Raw genomic sequence first — 16,949 nt, 5'->3', positions numbered from 1 at the left:
CCGATCCAGCGCGCACCAGTCGCCCTGCGGACGTTGGCCCCACCACGGTGTCGGATTCCCTCGCGCAGATCCCCGACCTGCGCGATCGCGAGACTATCCGACAAACTGGACAGTGATCCAACAAACGCCGGATATCCCCGCCGATCGGGCGTATCCCCGCCGCTTTTCACCCACCCGGGGGCGAATCGCCCAGCCCACGGCGGCTGTCTGGGTGAGTTGCCCGCGCCCTCCGCTGCTGACGTCGCGCGGAATGACGCAAGACGCGGCAACGCCCGCCGTGCCAAGGTTGGCGCGGCGGGCGTTGCAGAGGATGCGGTGGGTGACGGGGCGCGTGGCCTCAGTCGAGCGGCGCAACCGCCACGCCGAGCTCGGCGAGACGCTCGGCGCCGCCATCGGGCGCGGTCAGCACCCAGATGCCGTCCTCGAGGATCGCGACGGTGTGCTCCCAGTGGGAGGCGCGCGACCCGTCCTCCGTGACCACGGTCCAGTCGTCGGCCAGCACGCGCGTGCGCTGGTCGCCGCGGACCAGCATCGGCTCGATGGCCACGCACATCCCGGGACGCACCTTGGGGCCGCGCTCACGGGTGCGGTAGTTCGGCACGTCGGGCGGCAGGTGCATCGCCGAGCCGATCCCGTGGCCCACATAGTCCTGCACGATGCCGAGCCCGGGCCCGCCGGCGGCGTGCGCGGCCTCGACCACGTCCTCCACGGCGTCGCCGACGGCGCCGAGGCGATCGGCGGTGGCGAGCGCCGCGATGCCGGCCCACATGGCGCGCTCGGTGATGTCGCTCAGCGCGACGTCAGCGGGGTCGGCCTCAGGCAGCACCACCGTGATCGCCGAGTCGCCATGCCAGCCGTCGACGATGGCGCCGCAGTCGATGGAGACGATGTCCCCGGGCTGCAGCACCCGGTCCCCCGGGATGCCGTGGACCACCTCGTCGTTGACCGACACGCAGATCGTGGCCGGGTAGTCCATGTACCCGAGGAACGAGGGCGTGGCCCCCGCCGACCTGATGGCCTCCGCGGCGACCACATCGAGGTCCCGCGTGGTGAGCCCCGGCCGCACGGCGCCGCGCACCGCGGCCAGCGCGTCAGCGACCACCAGCCCCGCGCGACGCATCACGCGGACCTGGTCCGGGGTCTTGAGCTCGATCCGTTCGCGTCCGAACATCACTCAGGCGAGGTGCGCGGCGAGGGCCAGCATCAGGCGCTCGGTGACGTCGTCGACTGAGCCGAGCCCGTCGACGCGGACCAGCAGCCCGCGGTCCTCGTAGACCTGCGAGATCGGCGCGGTCTGCACGGCGTAGACCTCGAGCCGGTGGCGGATGACGGGCTCGGTGTCGTCAGCACGGCCCTCGATCTGAGCCCTGCTGAGCAGGCGCTCCACCACGACCTCGGGGTCAGCGGTGAGTTCCACGGCGACGTCGAGGGGACGGCCCGCCGCGGCGAGGATGTCGTCCAGCTCGGCGACCTGGGCGACGTTGCGGGGGTACCCGTCAAGCAGGAACCCGTCACGGGCGTCGTCCTGGGCCAGGCGGTCCCGGACCATGGCGTTCGTGAGCTCGTCAGGCACCAGGGCGCCCACGGCGGTGTACTCCTGGACCTTGCGGCCCAGCTCGGTGCCACCAGTGATGTTGGCCCGGAAGATGTCACCGGTGGAGATCGCCGGGATGGCGAGCCGCTCGGCCAGCCGGGATGCCTGCGTGCCCTTGCCCGCCCCGGGAGGGCCGAGCAGGACCAGACGCGCACTCATTATTTGAGGAACCCTTCATAGTGCCGCTGCTGAAGCTGCGACTCGATCTGCTTGACGGTTTCCAGGCCGACGCCCACCACGATGAGGATCGACGCTCCGCCGAACGGCACGTTGGTGCCGACGCCGAGCACGATGAACGTGATCGTCGGGATCAGCGCGACCATCGCCAGGTACACCGACCCGGGCGCGGTGATGCGCGTGATGACGAAGTCGAGGTACTCGGCCGTGGGACGGCCGGCCCGGATGCCGGGGATGAAGCCTCCGTACTTCTTCATGTTGTCGGCGACCTCGTCCGGGTTGAACGTGATGGCCGTGTAGAAGTAGCAGAAGAAGATGATCAGGACGACGAAGATCGCGTTGTAGAGCGGCGCGCTCGGCGTGGCCAGGTTGTTCGTGATCCAGATGACCCAGCCCTGGGTCGTGTCGGCGAACTGGGCGATGAGCGCCGGAACGGCGAGCAGCGACGACGCGAAGATCACCGGGATGATGCCGGCCATGTTGATCTTGATCGGGATGTAGGTGCTCGAGCCGCCGTACATGCGCCGGCCGACCATGCGCTTGGCGTACTGCACGGGGATCCGCCGCTGCGACTGCTCGACGAACACGACCAGCGCGACGACCAGGACGATCACGGCGAGCACGATGATGAACTTGGTGATGCCGCCCGAGCCGCCGGCGATCGACCACATGGCGCCGGGGAACGACGCGGCGATCGAGATGAAGATGAGGAGCGACATGCCGTTGCCGACGCCGCGCTCCGTGATGAGCTCGCCGAACCACATGATGAGGCCGGTGCCCGCCGTCATGGTGATGACCATGAGCACCACGGTGATCCATCCGCTGTCCGGGATCACGGGGACGGAGCACCCGGTGAACAGCTGGCCGCTGCGCGCGACGGTGACGATCGTCGTCGACTGCAGCACCGCCAGGGCGATGGTCAGGTAGCGCGTGTACTGCGTGAGCTTCGCAGTGCCCTGCTGCCCCTCCTTGTGGAGGGCCTCGAACCGCGGGATGACCACGCGGAGCAGCTGGACGATGATGCTCGCCGTGATGTACGGCATGATCCCCAGCGCGAACACGGACAGCTGGAGCAGCGCCCCGCCGCTGAACAGGTTGATCAGGCCGAGCAGCGTGTTCCCGTCCGAGGTCTCTGCGATGCAGAGCTGGACGTTCTTGTACGACACCCCCGGCGTCGGCAGGAACGAGCCGACGCGGTAGATGACGATCACGCCGATCGTGAAGAGCAGCTTGCGCCGCAGGTCGGGCGTCCTGAACGCCCGAGCGAATGCGCTGAGCACCTGTCCTCCTGGTCCGCCGAGGCGGTGTGTCGTACAGCCGGGCGATGCAGCCGTCAATGAGCGTCGAGGACCTGCGATCGACTCGAGGCCACTGGGCACCTTAACGGAGATCGGCCACGTTGCGGGAAACGGGGCATCCCCTGAGAAACAGCGGGCGGTTCTATGGGGATGCGGAACGGGGTCGGCGGCCTGTGGGCCGCCGACCCCGTTCTGCGATCAGTCCTGCTCGACGCTTCCGCCGGCGGCGAGGATCTTGTCCTTCGCCGACGAGGAGTACGCGTCAACCGAGACGGAGAGCTTGACCGTCAGCTCGCCCGTGCCCAGCACCTTCACCGGCGCGCCCTTGCGGACGGCGCCCTTCGCGACCAGGTCCTCGACCGTGACGTCGCCGCCGCTCGGGTAGAGCGCCGACAGCTTGTCCAGGTTCACGACCTGGTACTCGACACGGAACGGGTTCGTGAAGCCGCGAAGCTTGGGCAGGCGCATGTGCAACGGCATCTGCCCACCCTCGAAGCGCTCCGGGACCTGGTAGCGGGCCTTGGTGCCCTTGGTCCCACGCCCGGCGGTCTTACCCTTCGACGCCTCACCACGACCCACACGGGTCTTGGCGGTCTTGGCGCCGGGGGCGGGACGCAGGTGGTGCACCTTGAGGGTGCCACCGTTGCCGGCCTCGGCCGCAGCGGCCTCAGCCTTCGCCTTGGCCGACGACGCGGCGGGCTTCTCAGCCTTGGCCTTGGCCGCCTTGGGGGCAGCCTCCGTCGTCTTCTTGGCCGGAGCCTTCTTGGCCGGGGTCTTCACCTCGGCCGTCTCGTCGGTGGCCTTCTTGTCATCAGCCATCGTCACTCGACCTCCTCGACCGCGACGAGGTGCGTCACCGTGGTGACCATGCCGCGGATCTCAGGGCGGTCCTCCTTGACGACGACGTCGCCGATCCGCTTGAGGCCCAGGGTGCGCAGCGTGTCGCGCTGGTTCTGCTTGCCGCCGATGGCGGACTTCGTCTGCGTGACCTTGAGGCGCGCCATCATGCACCTGCCTTCGATGCAATGCCCGCGGCCTGCGCGCGCAGCATCGGAGCCGGCGCGACGTGCTCGAGCGGCAGGCCACGGCGAGCAGCCACAGCCTCCGGCTTCTCGAGCCCGCGCAGCGCCGCAACCGTCGCGTGCACGATGTTGATCGCGTTCGTCGAGCCGAGCGACTTGCTCAGCACGTCGTGGATGCCGGCGCACTCGAGCACCGCACGCACCGGGCCACCGGCGATCACACCGGTACCAGGCGACGCGGGGCGCAGGAACACGACTCCGGCCGAGGCCTCACCCTGGATGGGGTGCGGGATGGTGCCCTGGATGCGGGGGACCTTGAAGAAGTTCTTCTTGGCCTCCTCGACGCCCTTGGCGATCGCCGCGGGCACCTCCTTGGCCTTCCCGTAGCCGACGCCGACCGTTCCGTCGCCGTCCCCCACCACGACGAGCGCGGTGAAGCTGAACCGGCGGCCACCCTTGACGACCTTGGCCACGCGGTTGATCGTCACAACGCGCTCGAGGAACGCGCTCTTCTCGACGGCGTCACCCCGACGGCCGCCGTCCCGACGGCCACCGTCGCGACGGTCACCGCCGGAGCCCCCCTGGGGGGCGCCAGTGTTGCTGCGCTGAGGAGCAGCCATCAGTGAGTCCTCTTCTTCGATGCGGAGATGTGCAGCGTCGTCACAGGGCCAGACCGCCTTCGCGGGCCCCGTCGGCGACTGCTGCCACCCGGCCGTGGTACTTGTTACCGCCGCGGTCGAACACGACCGCGTCGATGCCAGCGGCCTTGGCGCGCTCGGCGACGAGCTCGCCGACCTTGCGGGCCTTAGCCGTCTTGTCGCCGTCGAGGGCGCGCAGGTCGACCTCGAGGGTGGACGCCGACGCGAGGGTACGGCCGACCGAGTCGTCCACGACCTGTGCGGTCATGTGACGGCTCGAGCGGGACACGACCAGGCGCGGACGCTCGGTGGTGCCACTGACCTTCTTGCGCAGACGCAGGTGGCGGCGGGCACGGGAAACCGACTTGCCCTTGCCAAGGATCTTGAGAGCCATCGCTTACTTACCAGCCTTTCCGACCTTGCGGCGGACCAGCTCGCCCGCGTATCGCACGCCCTTGCCCTTGTAGGGCTCAGGCTTGCGGATCTTGCGGATGTTGGCGGCGACCTCGCCGACCTGCTGCTTGTCGATGCCGGAGACCGAGAACTTGCTCGGGCCCTCGACGGTGAACGTGATGCCAGCAGGCGGCGTGACGACGACGGGGTGGCTGAACCCGAGCGCGAACTCGAGGTCAGAGCCCTTGGCCGTGACGCGGTAGCCGGTGCCGACGATCTCGAGCTTCTTCTCGTAACCCTGGGTCACACCGGTGACCTGGTTGGCGAGCAGCGTGCGGGTGAGACCGTGCAGCGAACGCGATTCGCGCTCGTCGTTGGGGCGCGTGACCACCAGCGAGCCGGTGTCGTCACGCGTGACCTCGATAGGGGCGGGGATCGTGTGCGTCAGGGTGCCCTTGGGGCCCTTGAACGTCACGACGCCGCCGTCGATGTTGACTTCCACGCCGGCCGGGACCGGGACGGGGATTCTGCCGATACGAGACATGGCTAGCTCCTTTCCGTCTCGGACTTACCAGACGTAGGCGAGGACTTCCCCACCCACGCCCTTCTTGGCGGCCTGCTTGTCAGTGAGGAGGCCTGAGGACGTGGACAGAATCGCCACGCCGAGGCCACCGAGCACCCTGGGCAGGTTGGTGGACTTGGCATACACGCGCAGGCCCGGCTTGGACACGCGCTTGATGCCGGCGAGCGAGCGCTCGCGGTTCGGGCCGTACTTGAGCTCGATGGTGAGGTTCTTGCCCACGCGGGCGTCCTCGACCTTCCAGCCCGAGATGTAGCCCTCGGCCTGCAGGATCTCCGCGATGTGCGACTTCAGCTTCGAGTACGGCATCGTCACGGAATCGTGGTGCGCCGAGTTGGCGTTACGCAGACGCGTCAGGAAGTCTGCGATCGGGTCGGTCATCGTCATGTTGGGGCTTTAGCCCTTCCTCGCCGTGGTATCCGGGGCCAGTGGCCCCGGACCGACGACGTAGTTGATTACCAGCTGCTCTTGGTGACGCCGGGCAGCTCGCCCGCGTGAGCCATCTGGCGCACGCAGATACGGCACAGCCCGAACTTGCGGTACACCGAGTGCGGACGTCCGCACTTCTGGCACCGGGTGTAGCCGCGCACCTTGAACTTCTGAGGGCCGGCGGCCTTGTTGATCAGGGCGGTCTTCGCCATGTTCAGTCCTCCTTGAAGGGGAAGCCGAGACGCTTCAGCAGCGAGCGGCCCTCATCGTCGGTCGTCGCGGTCGTCACGATGGTGATGTCCATGCCGCGGACGCGATCGATCTTGTCCTGGTCGATCTCGTGGAACATGGACTGCTCCGTGAGGCCGAACGTGTAGTTGCCGTGCCCGTCGAACTGCTTGGGCGAGAGCCCGCGGAAGTCGCGGATACGCGGCAGCGCCGTCGACAGCAGCCGGTCCAGGAACTCCCAGGCCCGGTCGCCACGCAGCGTGACGTGCGCGCCGATCGGCATGCCCTCACGCAGCTTGAACTGCGCGATGGACTTGCGAGCCTTGGTGACCTGCGGCTTCTGGCCCGTGATCAGGGTCAGGTCGCGGATCGCGCCGTCGATGAGCTTGGAGTCCTTCGCAGCGTCGCCGACACCCATGTTCACGACGACCTTGGTGAGGCGCGCGACCTGGTTGACGTTCTCGTGCTGGAACTCCTCGCGCAGCGCGGGGACGATCTCCGCGGCGTAACGCGTCTTGAGGCGGGGCTTGATGCCCTGCGTGGTCTCGTCGATGGCGGTCATCAGATGTCCTTACCGGAGCGCTTGGCGACGCGGACCCGGACCGTGCGGGTGCGTCCGTCGCGCTCGACCTGCTCGCTGCGGTAGCCAACCCGGGTGCCCTTCTTGGTCTCCGGGTCCACGAGCATCACGTTGCTGATGTGGATGGGGGCCTCGACGGTCTCGATGCCACCGGTGCGGGTGCCGCGCTGCGACTGCCCGACCTTGACGTGCTTGGTGACACGCTGAACGCCCTCGACGACGACGCGCTGCGTCTCCGTGAGGACCTCGAGGACACGACCCTGCTGGCCCTTGTCGCGGCCCGAGATGACGACCACGAGGTCGCCCTTCTTGATCTTCGCCATGGTCAGAGCACCTCCGGAGCCAGCGAGATGATCTTCATGAACTTCTTGTCACGCAGCTCGCGGCCCACCGGGCCGAAGATGCGCGTGCCGCGAGGCTCACCGTCGTTCTTGAGGATCACGGCCGCGTTCTCGTCGAACTTGATGTACGAGCCGTCGGGACGCCGACGCTCCTTCTTGGTGCGGACGATGACCGCCTTGACGACGTCGCCCTTCTTGACGTTGCCGCCCGGGATCGCGTCCTTGACGGTGGCGACAATGGTGTCGCCGATACCGGCGTAGCGGCGACCGGAGCCACCGAGAACACGGATGCAGAGAATCTCCTTGGCACCCGTGTTGTCGGCGACGCGAAGTCGCGACTCCTGCTGAATCATCTACTGAACTCCTGTCGTCTGCCGGTTCTCGCGAACGAGCCTGGCCGAACGGATAGTTGCCGTCGTGCACACGTTGCCTCGTGGGGCTCTTTCAGCCCCACGAGGCCCGTGGGCAACCTCTGAGTACTGCTGGACTACTTGGCCTTCTCGATGATCTCGACGAGGCGGAACCGCTTCGTCGCCGAGATCGGACGCGTCTCCATGATGGTGACGAGGTCGCCGACGCCGGCAGCGCCGGCCTCGTCGTGCACCTTGACCTTGCTCGTCCGTCGGATGACCTTGCCGTAGAGCGGGTGCTTGACCCGGTCCTCGACCTCGACCACGACGGTCTTCTGCATCTTGTCGCTGACGACGTACCCGCGCATGGTCTTGCGCTGGCTACGCGGGGCAGCGGCGGCGGTGGTCTCCTCGGCGGCCGTGGCCGCCTCGACCTTCTCAGTGTTCGCGCTCATCGTGACCTCACTCGCTCGCGCTCGGGGCAGTACGGATGCCGAGCTCGCGCTCACGCAGGATCGTGTAGATCCGCGCGATGTCACGACGCACGGCCTTGAGCCGCCCGTGGCTCTCGAGCTGGCCCGTCGCCGACTGGAAGCGGAGGTTGAAAAGCTCCTCCTTGGCCTTCTTCAGCTCGGCGACAAGGCGCTCGTCATCGAAGGCGTCCAGCTCGCTGGGAGCCAGGTCCTTGGTTCCGATTGCCATCAGTTACCACCCTCGCGAACCACAAAACGGGTCTTCATCGGGAGCTTGTGCTGCGCGCGGCGCATGGCCTCGCGCGCCAGGGGCTCCGGGACTCCGCCGAGCTCGAACAGCACTCGGCCGGGCTTGACGTTGGCGATCCACCACTCGGGCGAACCCTTGCCGGAACCCATGCGGGTCTCAGCAGGCTTCTTCGTGAGCGGCCGGTCCGGGTAGATGTTGATCCAGACCTTGCCGCCACGCTTGATGTGGCGGGTCATGGCGATACGAGCAGCCTCGATCTGCCGGTTGGTGACGTAGGCGGGCTCGAGAGCCTGGATGCCGAACTCACCAAACGAGATCTGGGTGCCACCGGTCGCGGCGCCGGAGCGCCCCGGGTGGTGCTGCTTGCGGTGCTTCAGCCTGCGCGGGATCAGCACGGCTCAGGCCTCCGTTCCGGACTCAGGAGCGGACGCCGCCGCGGGAGCCTCGGTGGAGGCTGCCTCGGCCGGCGCTTCGGTCCGCTCGGGACGGCGGGCGCCGCCACGCGACGGACGCTCGGCACGGTCGCCGCGCGGGCCACGTGCCGGGCGCGGAGCCTGGGTCGCCTGCTCGCGGGCGAACTCCTTCTCCGTGATGTCGCCCTTGTAGATCCAGACCTTCACGCCAATGCGGCCGAAGGTCGTGCGGGCCTCGTAGAAGCCGTAGTCGATGAACGCCCGGAGGGTGTGCAGCGGCACGCGTCCCTCGCGGTAGAACTCGGTACGGCTCATCTCCGCGCCGCCGAGGCGGCCGGAGACCTGCACCCGGATGCCCTTGGCGCCGGCGCGCTGGGCGCTCTGCATGCCCTTGCGCATCGCGCGTCGGAACGACACGCGGCTCGCGAGCTGCTCGGCAATGCCCTGCGCGACGAGCTGCGCCTCGATCTCGGCGTTCTTGACCTCGAGGATGTTGAGCTGCACCTGCTTGCCGGTGAGCTTCTCGAGCTCACCGCGGATGCGGTCGGCCTCCGCGCCACGACGCCCGATGACAATGCCCGGGCGGGCGGTGTGGATGTCGACGCGAACCCGGTCGCGGGTGCGCTCGATCTCGACCTTGGCGATGCCCGCGCGCTCGAGGCCAGTGGCCATGAGCTTGCGGATCTCGACGTCCTCGCGGACGTAGTCGCGGTAGCGCTGCCCCGGCTTGGTGGAGTCGGAGAACCAGCGCGAACGGTGGTCTGTCGTGATGCCCAGGCGGTACCCGAGCGGGCTGACCTTATGTCCCACTATCGGGCCCTTCCCTTCGTGCTCTCACGCTCGGCAACAACCACGGTGATGTGGCTGGTGCGCTTGAGGATCTGGCTCGCACGACCCTGCGCCCGCGGACGGAACCGCTTGAGCGTCGGACCCTCGTCCACGAAGACCTCAGAGATGTAGAGGTCCTGCTCGTCAAGGCGCTCGTTGTTGCGCTTCGCCGCCTCACGGGCGTTGGCGATCGCGCTTTCGACCACCTTGAGGACGGTCTCCCCCGCGGCCTGCGGTGCGAACTTCAGCACCGCAACGGCCTCGCCGGCCTGCTTGCCACGGATGAGGTCCACGACGCGCCGGGCCTTCTGGGGCGTGACGCGGACGAACCGCGCCTTCGCCTTGGCTTCCATTGCTGTCCTGCCTTCTTGTCTCGTCGCCGTCTAGGGACGTCACCTGGCTGACCCGGGGGTCAGCGGCGACGGCCCTTCCGGTCGTCCTTCTCGTGGCCGCGGAACGTCCGGGTCGGAGCGAACTCGCCCAGCTTGTGCCCGACCATCGCCTCGGTGACGAAGACCGGCGTGTGCTTGCGGCCGTCGTGCACCGCGAACGTGTGACCGAGGAAGTCGGGCGTGATGACCGACCGGCGGGACCACGTCTTGATGACGCTCTTGGTCCCCTTCTCGTTCTGGACGTCGACCTTCTTCTGCAGGTGTCCGTCGACGAACGGGCCCTTCTTCAGGCTGCGTGGCATCTCAGGCTCCTATCAGCGCTTCTTGCCGGTGCGCCGACGGCGCACGATGAGCTTGTCGCTCGGCTTGTTCGGACGACGGGTCCTGCCCTCAGGCTGGCCCCAGGGGCTCACGGGGTGACGTCCACCGGACGTCTTGCCCTCACCACCACCGTGCGGGTGGTCGATCGGGTTCATGGCGACACCACGGACGGAGGGGCGCTTGCCCTTCCACCGCATGCGGCCGGCCTTGCCCCAGTTGATGTTCGACTGCTCGGCGTTGCCCACCTCGCCGACCGTCGCGCGGCAGCGCAGGTCGACGTTGCGGATCTCACCGGACGGCATGCGCAGCTGCGCGTACGGGCCGTCCTTGGCGACCAGCTGCACCGAGACACCGGCCGAACGGGCGATCTTCGCGCCGCCACCGGGCTTGAGCTCGATGGCGTGGATGACCGTACCGGTCGGGATGTTGCGGAGCGGCAGGTTGTTGCCGGGCTTGATGTCAGCGGCAGGACCGTTCTCGATCATGTCGCCCTGGCGGAGCTTGTTCGGCGCGATGATGTAGCGCTTCTCGCCGTCCGCGTAGTGCAGCAGCGCGATGCGCGCCGTGCGGTTGGGGTCGTACTCGATGTGCGCGACCTTCGCCGGAACGCCGTCCTTGTCGTGACGACGGAAGTCGATCACGCGGTAGGCACGCTTGTGGCCGCCGCCCTGGTGACGCATGGTCACTCGACCGGTGGAGTTACGGCCACCCGTCTTGTGCAGCGGACGAACCAGCGACTTCTCCGGCGTGGAGCGCGTGATCTCGACGAAGTCGGCGACGCTTGCGCCGCGGCGCCCTGGCGTCGTCGGCTTGTACTTGCGGATTCCCATGGGGATCTGTCCTCAATCTGCTCTCAGGTCCGGCGTCAGCCGACCGGTCCGCCGAAGATGTCGATCGTGCCCTCGCGGAGGGTGACGATCGCACGCTTGGTGTCCTTGCGTCGGCCGAGGCCGAACTTGGTCCGCCGCGACTTGCCCTTGCGGTTGACCGTGTTCACCGAAGCGACCTTGACCGAGAAGATCTGCTCGACAGCGATCTTGATCTCAGTCTTGTTCGAGCGGGGGTCCACGAGGAAGGTGTACTTACCCTCGTCGAGCAGCCCGTAGCTCTTCTCCGAGACGACCGGCGCGAGCAGGATGTCCCGCGGGTCCTTGCCGACGGTGGCGCTCACTTCGTCTCCTCCTCAGCGGCTGCCTCGGAAGCGGTCGCGACGGCCGTGGCCGAGCGACCCTTCGCCGGTCCGGTGAGGAACGCGTCGAGCGCGCCCTGCGTGAACACGACATCGTCCGAGATGAGCACGTCATAGGTGTTGAGCTGGTCAGCGACCAGCAGGTGCACCCGCTCGACGTTGCGGAGCGACTTCCAGGTGATCTCGTCCTGGCGCTCGACAACCACGAGCACGTTCTTGCGGCCCGAGAGGTTCGCGAGAACGTTCAGCGCGGACTTGGTCGAGGGCGCGGCGCCCGGGGCGAACCCGGAGACGACGTGCACGCGGCCGGCACGGGCGCGGTCCGAGAGAGCACCGCGGAGCGCCGCGGCCTTCATCTTCTTCGGGGTCCGCTGGCTGTAGTCGCGCGGCGTCGGTCCGTGGACCACTCCACCGCCGGCGAACTGGGGCGCGCGGGTCGAGCCCTGACGGGCGCGGCCGGTGCCCTTCTGCTTGTACGGCTTCCTACCGCCACCGCGAACCTCGCCACGGGTCTTCGTCGAGGCGGTGCCCTGACGTGCCGCCGCGAGCTGCGCGACGACGACCTGGTGGATCAGCGGGACGTTGGTCTGAACGTCGAAGACGTCGGCGGGCAGGTCGGCAGTGCCGGCCTTCTTGCCCGTCGGGTCCAGGACGTCGACCGTCAGCGTGTCAGACATGGGGTCATGCCCCCTTCACTGCGGAGCGCACGACGACGACGCCACCCTTGGGGCCCGGAACGGCGCCCTTGACGAGCACCAGGCCCTTCTCGGCGTCGACCGCGTGAACGGTCAGGTTCTGTGTGGTCTGGCGGTCGACACCCATCCGACCAGCCATCTTGATGCCCTTGAAGACGCGCGACGGGGTCGAGGCCCCACCGATCGAGCCGGCCTTGCGGTGGTTGCGGTGTGCACCGTGGGAGGCGCCGACGCCGTGGAAGCCGTGACGCTTCATCACACCGGCGGTGCCCTTGCCCTTGGTCGTGCCGACGACGTCCACCAGCGAGCCGGCCTCGAAGGCGGCAGCGGTGAGCTCCTGGCCGAGCGTGTACTCGGAGGCGTCGGAGGTGCGGATCTCGGCCACGTGCCGGCGGGGGGGGACCCCGGCCTTCTCGAAGTGGCCCTTCAGCGGCTGGCTGACCTTGCGCGGATCGATCTGGCCGTAGGCCAGCTGGATCGCGGAGTAGCCGTCCGTGTCAGCGGAGCGGACCTGGGTCACGACGTTCGTGCCGACCTGCAGCACGGTGACGGGGACGAGACGCCCGTTGGCGTCCCAGACCTGCGTCATACCGAGCTTGGTGCCGAGCAGCGCCGTGACGGGGCGCGCGTTCTGCTGGGTGGTCATAAAGATCAGTTCCTTCCCAGCGTCAGAGCTTGATCTCGATGTTCACGTCAGCCGGCAGGTCGAGGCGCATGAGCGAGTCGACCGCCTTCGGCGTGGGATCGATGATGTCGATGAGCCGCTTGTGCGTGCGCATCTCAAAGTGCTCGCGGCTGTCCTTGTACTTGTGAGGCGACCGGATGACGCAGAAGACGTTCTTCTCCGTCGGCAGCGGCACCGGGCCCACGACCGTCGCACCAGCGCGTGTCACCGTGTCGACGATCTTGCGCGCCGAGCTGTCGATGACCTCGTGGTCGTAGGACTTGAGCCGGATGCGGATCTTCTGTCCCGCCATGGCGTCGTCTACTTCTCTCTCTCGAACCGCTTCTGTCCGACCCCCGCGCTCGGGCGTGTCGCTTTTCGCGACACACCCTTGCGCTGCATCCCACGCCAGGACGGCGGGAGCGAGGTCGTTGTGTGCTGTCTGAGCTCTCTCCACCACCGGGTGACCCCGGGGCCTGCAGAGCCCTCAACGTGTCTCTGCCCGGCGAATCAGCGCTAGCGCACGAGTGCGCGCGCCCGCACCGGGCAACCTGAACAGTGTGCCAGAACATGGCACCGATGACCAACTCGCCCGAGTCGGCGACCCGACCCGGGACGTGCGCAGGGCCCGGACGCGAACGTCCGGGCCCTGCGGAAGATCACTTGATGATCTTCGTGACCTTGCCCGAACCAACGGTCCGGCCACCCTCGCGGATGGCGAAGCCGAGGCCCTCTTCCATGGCGATCGGCTGGATCAGCTGAACCGTGATCTCGGTGTTGTCGCCGGGCATGACCATCTCGGTGCCCTCAGGCAGCGTGATGACGCCGGTGACGTCCGTCGTGCGGAAGTAGAACTGCGGACGGTAGTTGCCGTAGAACGGGTTGTGACGGCCGCCCTCGTCCTTGGCCAGGATGTAGACCTGGCCCTCGAACTCGGTGTGCGGCGTGATCGAGCCCGGCTTCACGACGACCTGGCCACGCTCGACCTCTTCGCGCTTCGTGCCACGAAGAAGCAGACCGACGTTCTCGCCGGCCTCGGCGTAGTCGAGCAGCTTGCGGAACATCTCGACGCCGGTGACGGTGGTCTTGATCGCCTTCTCCTTGATGCCGACGATCTCCACCTCCTCGTTCACCTTGAGCGAGCCGCGCTCGACACGACCGGTGACGACCGTGCCACGACCGGTGATCGTGAAGACGTCCTCGATGGGCATGAGGAACGGCTTGTCGACCTCGCGGAGCGGGTCCGGGACGTTCTCGTCGACGGCGTCCAGCAGGTCCTCGACGGACTTGACCCACTGCGGGTCGCCCTCGAGGGCCTTCAGGCCGGACACGCGCACCACGGGGACGTCGTCGCCCGCGAAGCCCTGCGAGGAGAGGAGCTCGCGCACCTCGACCTCGACGAGCTCGAGGATCTCCTCGTCGTCGACCATGTCGGACTTGTTCAGCGCGACGAGCAGGTACGGCACGCCGACCTGACGGGCGAGCAGGACGTGCTCACGCGTCTGGGCCATGGGGCCGTCCGTCGCGGCGACCACGAGGATCGCGCCGTCCATCTGCGCGGCGCCCGTGATCATGTTCTTGATGTAGTCGGCGTGACCAGGCGCGTCGACGTGCGCGTAGTGGCGCTTCTCGGTCTGGTACTCGACGTGCGAGATGTTGATGGTGATCCCGCGCTGCTTCTCCTCAGGCGCCTTGTCGATCTGGTCGAACGGCGTGAAGGGGTTCAGGTCGGGGAACTTGTCGTGCAGCACCTTCGAGATCGCAGCAGTCAGCGTCGTCTTGCCATGGTCGACGTGACCAATGGTCCCGATGTTGACGTGCGGCTTAGTCCGCTCGAACTTCGCCTTGCCCACTGTGTCCTCCTCAGGACTTTGGTAGAGATTGCCGAACGACGCGGGAGTCAGTCTGACTCACGCGGAGCGCGCGGTCCTACGGGTCGGTTGTGTGGTGTTACTACAGGTTGCGACCTGTGGGACTTACTCGCCCCGGGTCTTCTTGATGATCTCTTCGGCAACGTTCCGAGGAACCTCGGAGTAGCTGTCGAACTGCATCGAGTACACAGCGCGACCCTGGGTCTTCGACCGCAGGTCACCGACGTACCCGAACATCTCGGAGAGCGGCACAAGGGCGCGGATCACCTTCACGCCCGTCGCGTCCTCCATGGACTGGATCATGCCTCGGCGAGAGTTGATGTCGCCGATGACCTCACCCATGTAGTCCTCGGGGGTGCGCACCTCGACGGCCATGACCGGCTCCAGGAGAACCGGGTCAGCCTTGCGCACTGCTTCCTTGAGGATCATCGAGCCGGCGATCTTGAACGCCATCTCCGAAGAGTCGACGTCGTGCGCTGCGCCGTCGAGCAGGATCGCCTTGATGCCCACGAGCGGGAAGCCCGCCAGGACACCGAGCTGCATCGCGCTCTGGATACCGGCGTCGACCGACGGGATGTACTCCCGCGGGACACGACCACCGGTGACCTTGTTGTCGAACTCGTACAGCTCGCCCTCGGCCGGGTCCAGCGGCTGGAAGCTCATCTGGACCTTGGCGTACTGGCCCGAGCCACCCGTCTGCTTCTTGTGGACGTAGTCGATCTTCTCCACGGCACGACGGATGGTCTCGCGGTACGCGACCTGGGGCTTGCCGACGTTCGCCTCGACCTTGAACTCGCGACGCATGCGGTCCACGAGGATGTCGAGGTGGAGCTCGCCCATACCGCCGATGACGGTCTGGCCGGTCTCCTCGTCGAGGCGCACCCGGAACGTCGGGTCCTCCTCGGCGAGCTTCTGGATGGCGAGGGAGAGCTTCTCCTGGTCGGCCTTCGTCTTCGGCTCGATGGCCACGTCGATGACCGGCTCGGGGAACGTCATCGACTCGAGCACAACCGGCGCGCTCGGGTCGCACAGGGTGTCACCAGTGGTGACGTCCTTGAGCCCGATGAACGCGTAGATGTGGCCGGCCGTGGCCTCGTCGACGGGGTTCTCCTTGTTGGAGTGCATCTGGAAGAGCTTCCCGATGCGCTCCTTCTTCCCCTTGGTCGCGTTGAGCACCTGGGCGCCCTGCGAGACCTTGCCCGAGTAGACCCGGACGTAGGTGAGCTTGCCGAAGAACGGGTGCGTCGCGACCTTGAACGCCAGGGCCGAGAACGGCTCCGTCGCGTCGGGGTGACGCTCGACGACGACCTCCTCGTCCTTGACGTCGTGGCCCTTGACGGCCGGGACGTCGAGCGGGGTCGGCAGGTAGTCGATCACGGCGTCGAGCATGGGCTGGACGCCCTTGTTCTTGAACGCCGAGCCGCACAGCACGGGGTACGCCAGCGACTGGATCGTCAGCTTGCGGATGCCGCGCTTGATCTCCGCGACCGTCAGCTCCTCGCCGCCGAGGTACTTCTCGAGAAGCTCCTCGTCAGCCTCGGCGACTGCCTCGATCAGGTCGGCGCGGTACTGCGCCGCCTTCTCGACCAGGTCGGCCGGGATCTCCTCGACGGAGTACGCCTCGCCCAGAGCGGTCTCGCCGTGCCACACGAGGGCACGCTGCTCGACCAGGTCGACGACGCCGGTGAACTCGCTCTCCGAACCGATGGGCAGCTGGATGACCAGCGGCTTGGCCTTGAGGCGGTCAACGATCGTCTTCACCGTGAAGTAGAAGTCGGCGCCGAGCTTGTCCATCTTGTTGACGAAGCAGATGCGCGGGACGTCGTACTTGTCCGCCTGCCGCCACACGGTCTCCGACTGGGGCTCCACGCCCTCCTTGCCGTCGAACACCGCGACTGCGCCGTCGAGGACGCGCAGCGAGCGCTCGACCTCGACCGTGAAGTCGACGTGGCCCGGGGTGTCGATGATGTTGATCTGGTTGTCGTGCCAGTAGCAGGTCGTCGCGGCCGACGTGATCGTGATGCCGCGCTCCTGCTCCTGCTCCATCCAGTCCATCGTCGACGCGCCGTCGTGCGTCTCACCGATCTTGTAGTTGACCCCGGTGTAGAACAGGATCCGCTCGGTGGTGGTCGTCTTGCCGGCATCGATGTGCGCCATGATGCCGATGTTGCGGACCTTGTTGAGGTCCGTCAGCACGTCCAGTGCCACGTGTTCAGCCCCTTG

The 16,949-nt window shown here is 67.4% G+C and carries 26 protein-coding genes; all 26 read right to left on the bottom strand.

Going from position 1 to position 16,949, the window contains the following annotated elements; genetic code table 11:
- Window positions 1-337: 337 nt before the first annotated feature.
- The 26 genes from map to fusA all read right to left on the bottom strand — a co-directional run bounded on the left by map (window position 338) and on the right by fusA (window position 16,934).
- Complete coding sequence (gene map / locus BN3788_RS02895) at window positions 338-1,171, bottom strand: type I methionyl aminopeptidase (RefSeq protein ID WP_066582484.1); 834 nt, start codon at window positions 1,169-1,171, stop codon at window positions 338-340.
- A gap of 3 nt (window positions 1,172-1,174) precedes the next feature.
- Window positions 1,175-1,753 (bottom strand): adenylate kinase, encoded by a 579-nt coding sequence (locus BN3788_RS02890; protein ID WP_066582354.1) that lies wholly within the window; start codon window positions 1,751-1,753, stop codon window positions 1,175-1,177.
- Window positions 1,753-3,051, bottom strand: coding sequence for a preprotein translocase subunit SecY (gene secY, locus BN3788_RS02885; RefSeq protein WP_066582353.1), 1,299 nt, complete (start codon window positions 3,049-3,051; stop codon window positions 1,753-1,755). The genes BN3788_RS02890 and secY overlap by 1 nt, the downstream gene beginning before the upstream one ends.
- Window positions 3,052-3,267: 216 nt before the next feature.
- On the bottom strand, window positions 3,268-3,888 hold the full coding sequence (gene rplO / locus BN3788_RS02880) for a 50S ribosomal protein L15 (RefSeq protein WP_082812521.1): 621 nt from the start codon (window positions 3,886-3,888) through the stop codon (window positions 3,268-3,270).
- A gap of 2 nt (window positions 3,889-3,890) precedes the next feature.
- A complete protein-coding gene (gene rpmD, locus BN3788_RS02875; RefSeq protein ID WP_066582352.1) occupies window positions 3,891-4,073 on the bottom strand; it encodes a 50S ribosomal protein L30 in 183 nt (60 codons plus the stop codon).
- Complete coding sequence (gene rpsE / locus BN3788_RS02870) at window positions 4,073-4,711, bottom strand: 30S ribosomal protein S5 (protein WP_066582351.1); 639 nt, start codon at window positions 4,709-4,711, stop codon at window positions 4,073-4,075. Before rpsE ends, rpmD begins: the two co-directional genes overlap by 1 nt.
- A 40-nt stretch (window positions 4,712-4,751) precedes the next feature.
- Window positions 4,752-5,123: a 50S ribosomal protein L18 gene (gene rplR, locus BN3788_RS02865; protein WP_066582350.1), complete on the bottom strand. Its 372-nt coding sequence runs from the start codon at window positions 5,121-5,123 to the stop codon at window positions 4,752-4,754.
- Between the two features lie 3 nt (window positions 5,124-5,126).
- A complete protein-coding gene (gene rplF / locus BN3788_RS02860) occupies window positions 5,127-5,666 on the bottom strand; it encodes a 50S ribosomal protein L6 (protein WP_066582349.1) in 540 nt (179 codons plus the stop codon).
- A 24-nt stretch (window positions 5,667-5,690) separates the two neighbouring features.
- Window positions 5,691-6,089: a 30S ribosomal protein S8 gene (gene rpsH, locus BN3788_RS02855; RefSeq protein WP_066582348.1), complete on the bottom strand. Its 399-nt coding sequence runs from the start codon at window positions 6,087-6,089 to the stop codon at window positions 5,691-5,693.
- A 68-nt stretch (window positions 6,090-6,157) separates the two neighbouring features.
- The gene (locus tag BN3788_RS02850) at window positions 6,158-6,343 is read right to left on the bottom strand and encodes a type Z 30S ribosomal protein S14 (protein WP_066582347.1); all 186 of its coding nucleotides are present in this window, start codon (window positions 6,341-6,343) and stop codon (window positions 6,158-6,160) included.
- A gap of 2 nt (window positions 6,344-6,345) precedes the next feature.
- Entirely contained in the window at window positions 6,346-6,921 is a 576-nt protein-coding gene (rplE, locus tag BN3788_RS02845) for a 50S ribosomal protein L5 (RefSeq protein ID WP_066582346.1), read from the bottom strand.
- Window positions 6,921-7,262, bottom strand: a complete 342-nt coding sequence (gene rplX / locus BN3788_RS02840; RefSeq protein WP_066582345.1) for a 50S ribosomal protein L24 — start codon at window positions 7,260-7,262, stop codon at window positions 6,921-6,923. Before rplX ends, rplE begins: the two co-directional genes overlap by 1 nt.
- A gap of 2 nt (window positions 7,263-7,264) precedes the next feature.
- A complete protein-coding gene (gene rplN / locus BN3788_RS02835; RefSeq protein WP_066582344.1) occupies window positions 7,265-7,633 on the bottom strand; it encodes a 50S ribosomal protein L14 in 369 nt (122 codons plus the stop codon).
- A gap of 134 nt (window positions 7,634-7,767) precedes the next feature.
- On the bottom strand, window positions 7,768-8,085 hold the full coding sequence (gene rpsQ, locus BN3788_RS02830; RefSeq protein ID WP_066582343.1) for a 30S ribosomal protein S17: 318 nt from the start codon (window positions 8,083-8,085) through the stop codon (window positions 7,768-7,770).
- 7 nt (window positions 8,086-8,092) lie between these two features.
- On the bottom strand, window positions 8,093-8,332 hold the full coding sequence (gene rpmC, locus BN3788_RS02825; RefSeq protein WP_034625876.1) for a 50S ribosomal protein L29: 240 nt from the start codon (window positions 8,330-8,332) through the stop codon (window positions 8,093-8,095).
- Entirely contained in the window at window positions 8,332-8,748 is a 417-nt protein-coding gene (rplP, locus tag BN3788_RS02820; RefSeq protein WP_066582342.1) for a 50S ribosomal protein L16, read from the bottom strand. The genes rpmC and rplP overlap by 1 nt, the downstream gene beginning before the upstream one ends.
- 3 nt (window positions 8,749-8,751) lie before the next feature.
- Entirely contained in the window at window positions 8,752-9,576 is an 825-nt protein-coding gene (rpsC, locus tag BN3788_RS02815) for a 30S ribosomal protein S3 (RefSeq protein WP_066582341.1), read from the bottom strand.
- Window positions 9,576-9,947 carry a 50S ribosomal protein L22 gene (gene rplV, locus BN3788_RS02810; protein ID WP_066582340.1) on the bottom strand — a complete coding sequence of 124 codons (372 nt, stop codon included), beginning with the start codon at window positions 9,945-9,947 and terminating at the stop codon, window positions 9,576-9,578. Before rplV ends, rpsC begins: the two co-directional genes overlap by 1 nt.
- Window positions 9,948-10,006: 59 nt before the next feature.
- Window positions 10,007-10,288 (bottom strand): 30S ribosomal protein S19, encoded by a 282-nt coding sequence (gene rpsS / locus BN3788_RS02805; protein ID WP_066582339.1) that lies wholly within the window; start codon window positions 10,286-10,288, stop codon window positions 10,007-10,009.
- A gap of 12 nt (window positions 10,289-10,300) precedes the next feature.
- Window positions 10,301-11,137 (bottom strand): 50S ribosomal protein L2, encoded by an 837-nt coding sequence (rplB, locus tag BN3788_RS02800; RefSeq protein ID WP_066582338.1) that lies wholly within the window; start codon window positions 11,135-11,137, stop codon window positions 10,301-10,303.
- 35 nt (window positions 11,138-11,172) lie between these two features.
- Complete coding sequence (gene rplW, locus BN3788_RS02795) at window positions 11,173-11,478, bottom strand: 50S ribosomal protein L23 (protein ID WP_066582337.1); 306 nt, start codon at window positions 11,476-11,478, stop codon at window positions 11,173-11,175.
- Window positions 11,475-12,173: a 50S ribosomal protein L4 gene (gene rplD, locus BN3788_RS02790; RefSeq protein ID WP_066582336.1), complete on the bottom strand. Its 699-nt coding sequence runs from the start codon at window positions 12,171-12,173 to the stop codon at window positions 11,475-11,477. The genes rplW and rplD overlap by 4 nt, the downstream gene beginning before the upstream one ends.
- Window positions 12,174-12,177: 4 nt before the next feature.
- Window positions 12,178-12,837, bottom strand: a complete 660-nt coding sequence (gene rplC / locus BN3788_RS02785) for a 50S ribosomal protein L3 (RefSeq protein WP_066582335.1) — start codon at window positions 12,835-12,837, stop codon at window positions 12,178-12,180.
- A 22-nt stretch (window positions 12,838-12,859) separates the two neighbouring features.
- The gene (gene rpsJ / locus BN3788_RS02780; protein WP_012867945.1) at window positions 12,860-13,168 is read right to left on the bottom strand and encodes a 30S ribosomal protein S10; all 309 of its coding nucleotides are present in this window, start codon (window positions 13,166-13,168) and stop codon (window positions 12,860-12,862) included.
- 346 nt (window positions 13,169-13,514) lie between these two features.
- Entirely contained in the window at window positions 13,515-14,708 is a 1,194-nt protein-coding gene (gene tuf, locus BN3788_RS02775) for an elongation factor Tu (RefSeq protein ID WP_066582334.1), read from the bottom strand.
- Window positions 14,709-14,831: 123 nt separating this feature from the next.
- A complete protein-coding gene (fusA, locus tag BN3788_RS02770) occupies window positions 14,832-16,934 on the bottom strand; it encodes an elongation factor G (RefSeq protein ID WP_066582333.1) in 2,103 nt (700 codons plus the stop codon).
- Window positions 16,935-16,949 lie beyond the last annotated feature (15 nt).

This window comes from Cellulomonas timonensis (assembly GCF_900046455.1).
Lineage (GTDB): Bacteria > Actinomycetota > Actinomycetes > Actinomycetales > Cellulomonadaceae > Cellulomonas_A > Cellulomonas_A timonensis.
The sequence above is the reverse complement of the archived record's forward strand: the minus strand, read 5'-3'. Positions and strand labels throughout refer to the sequence as shown.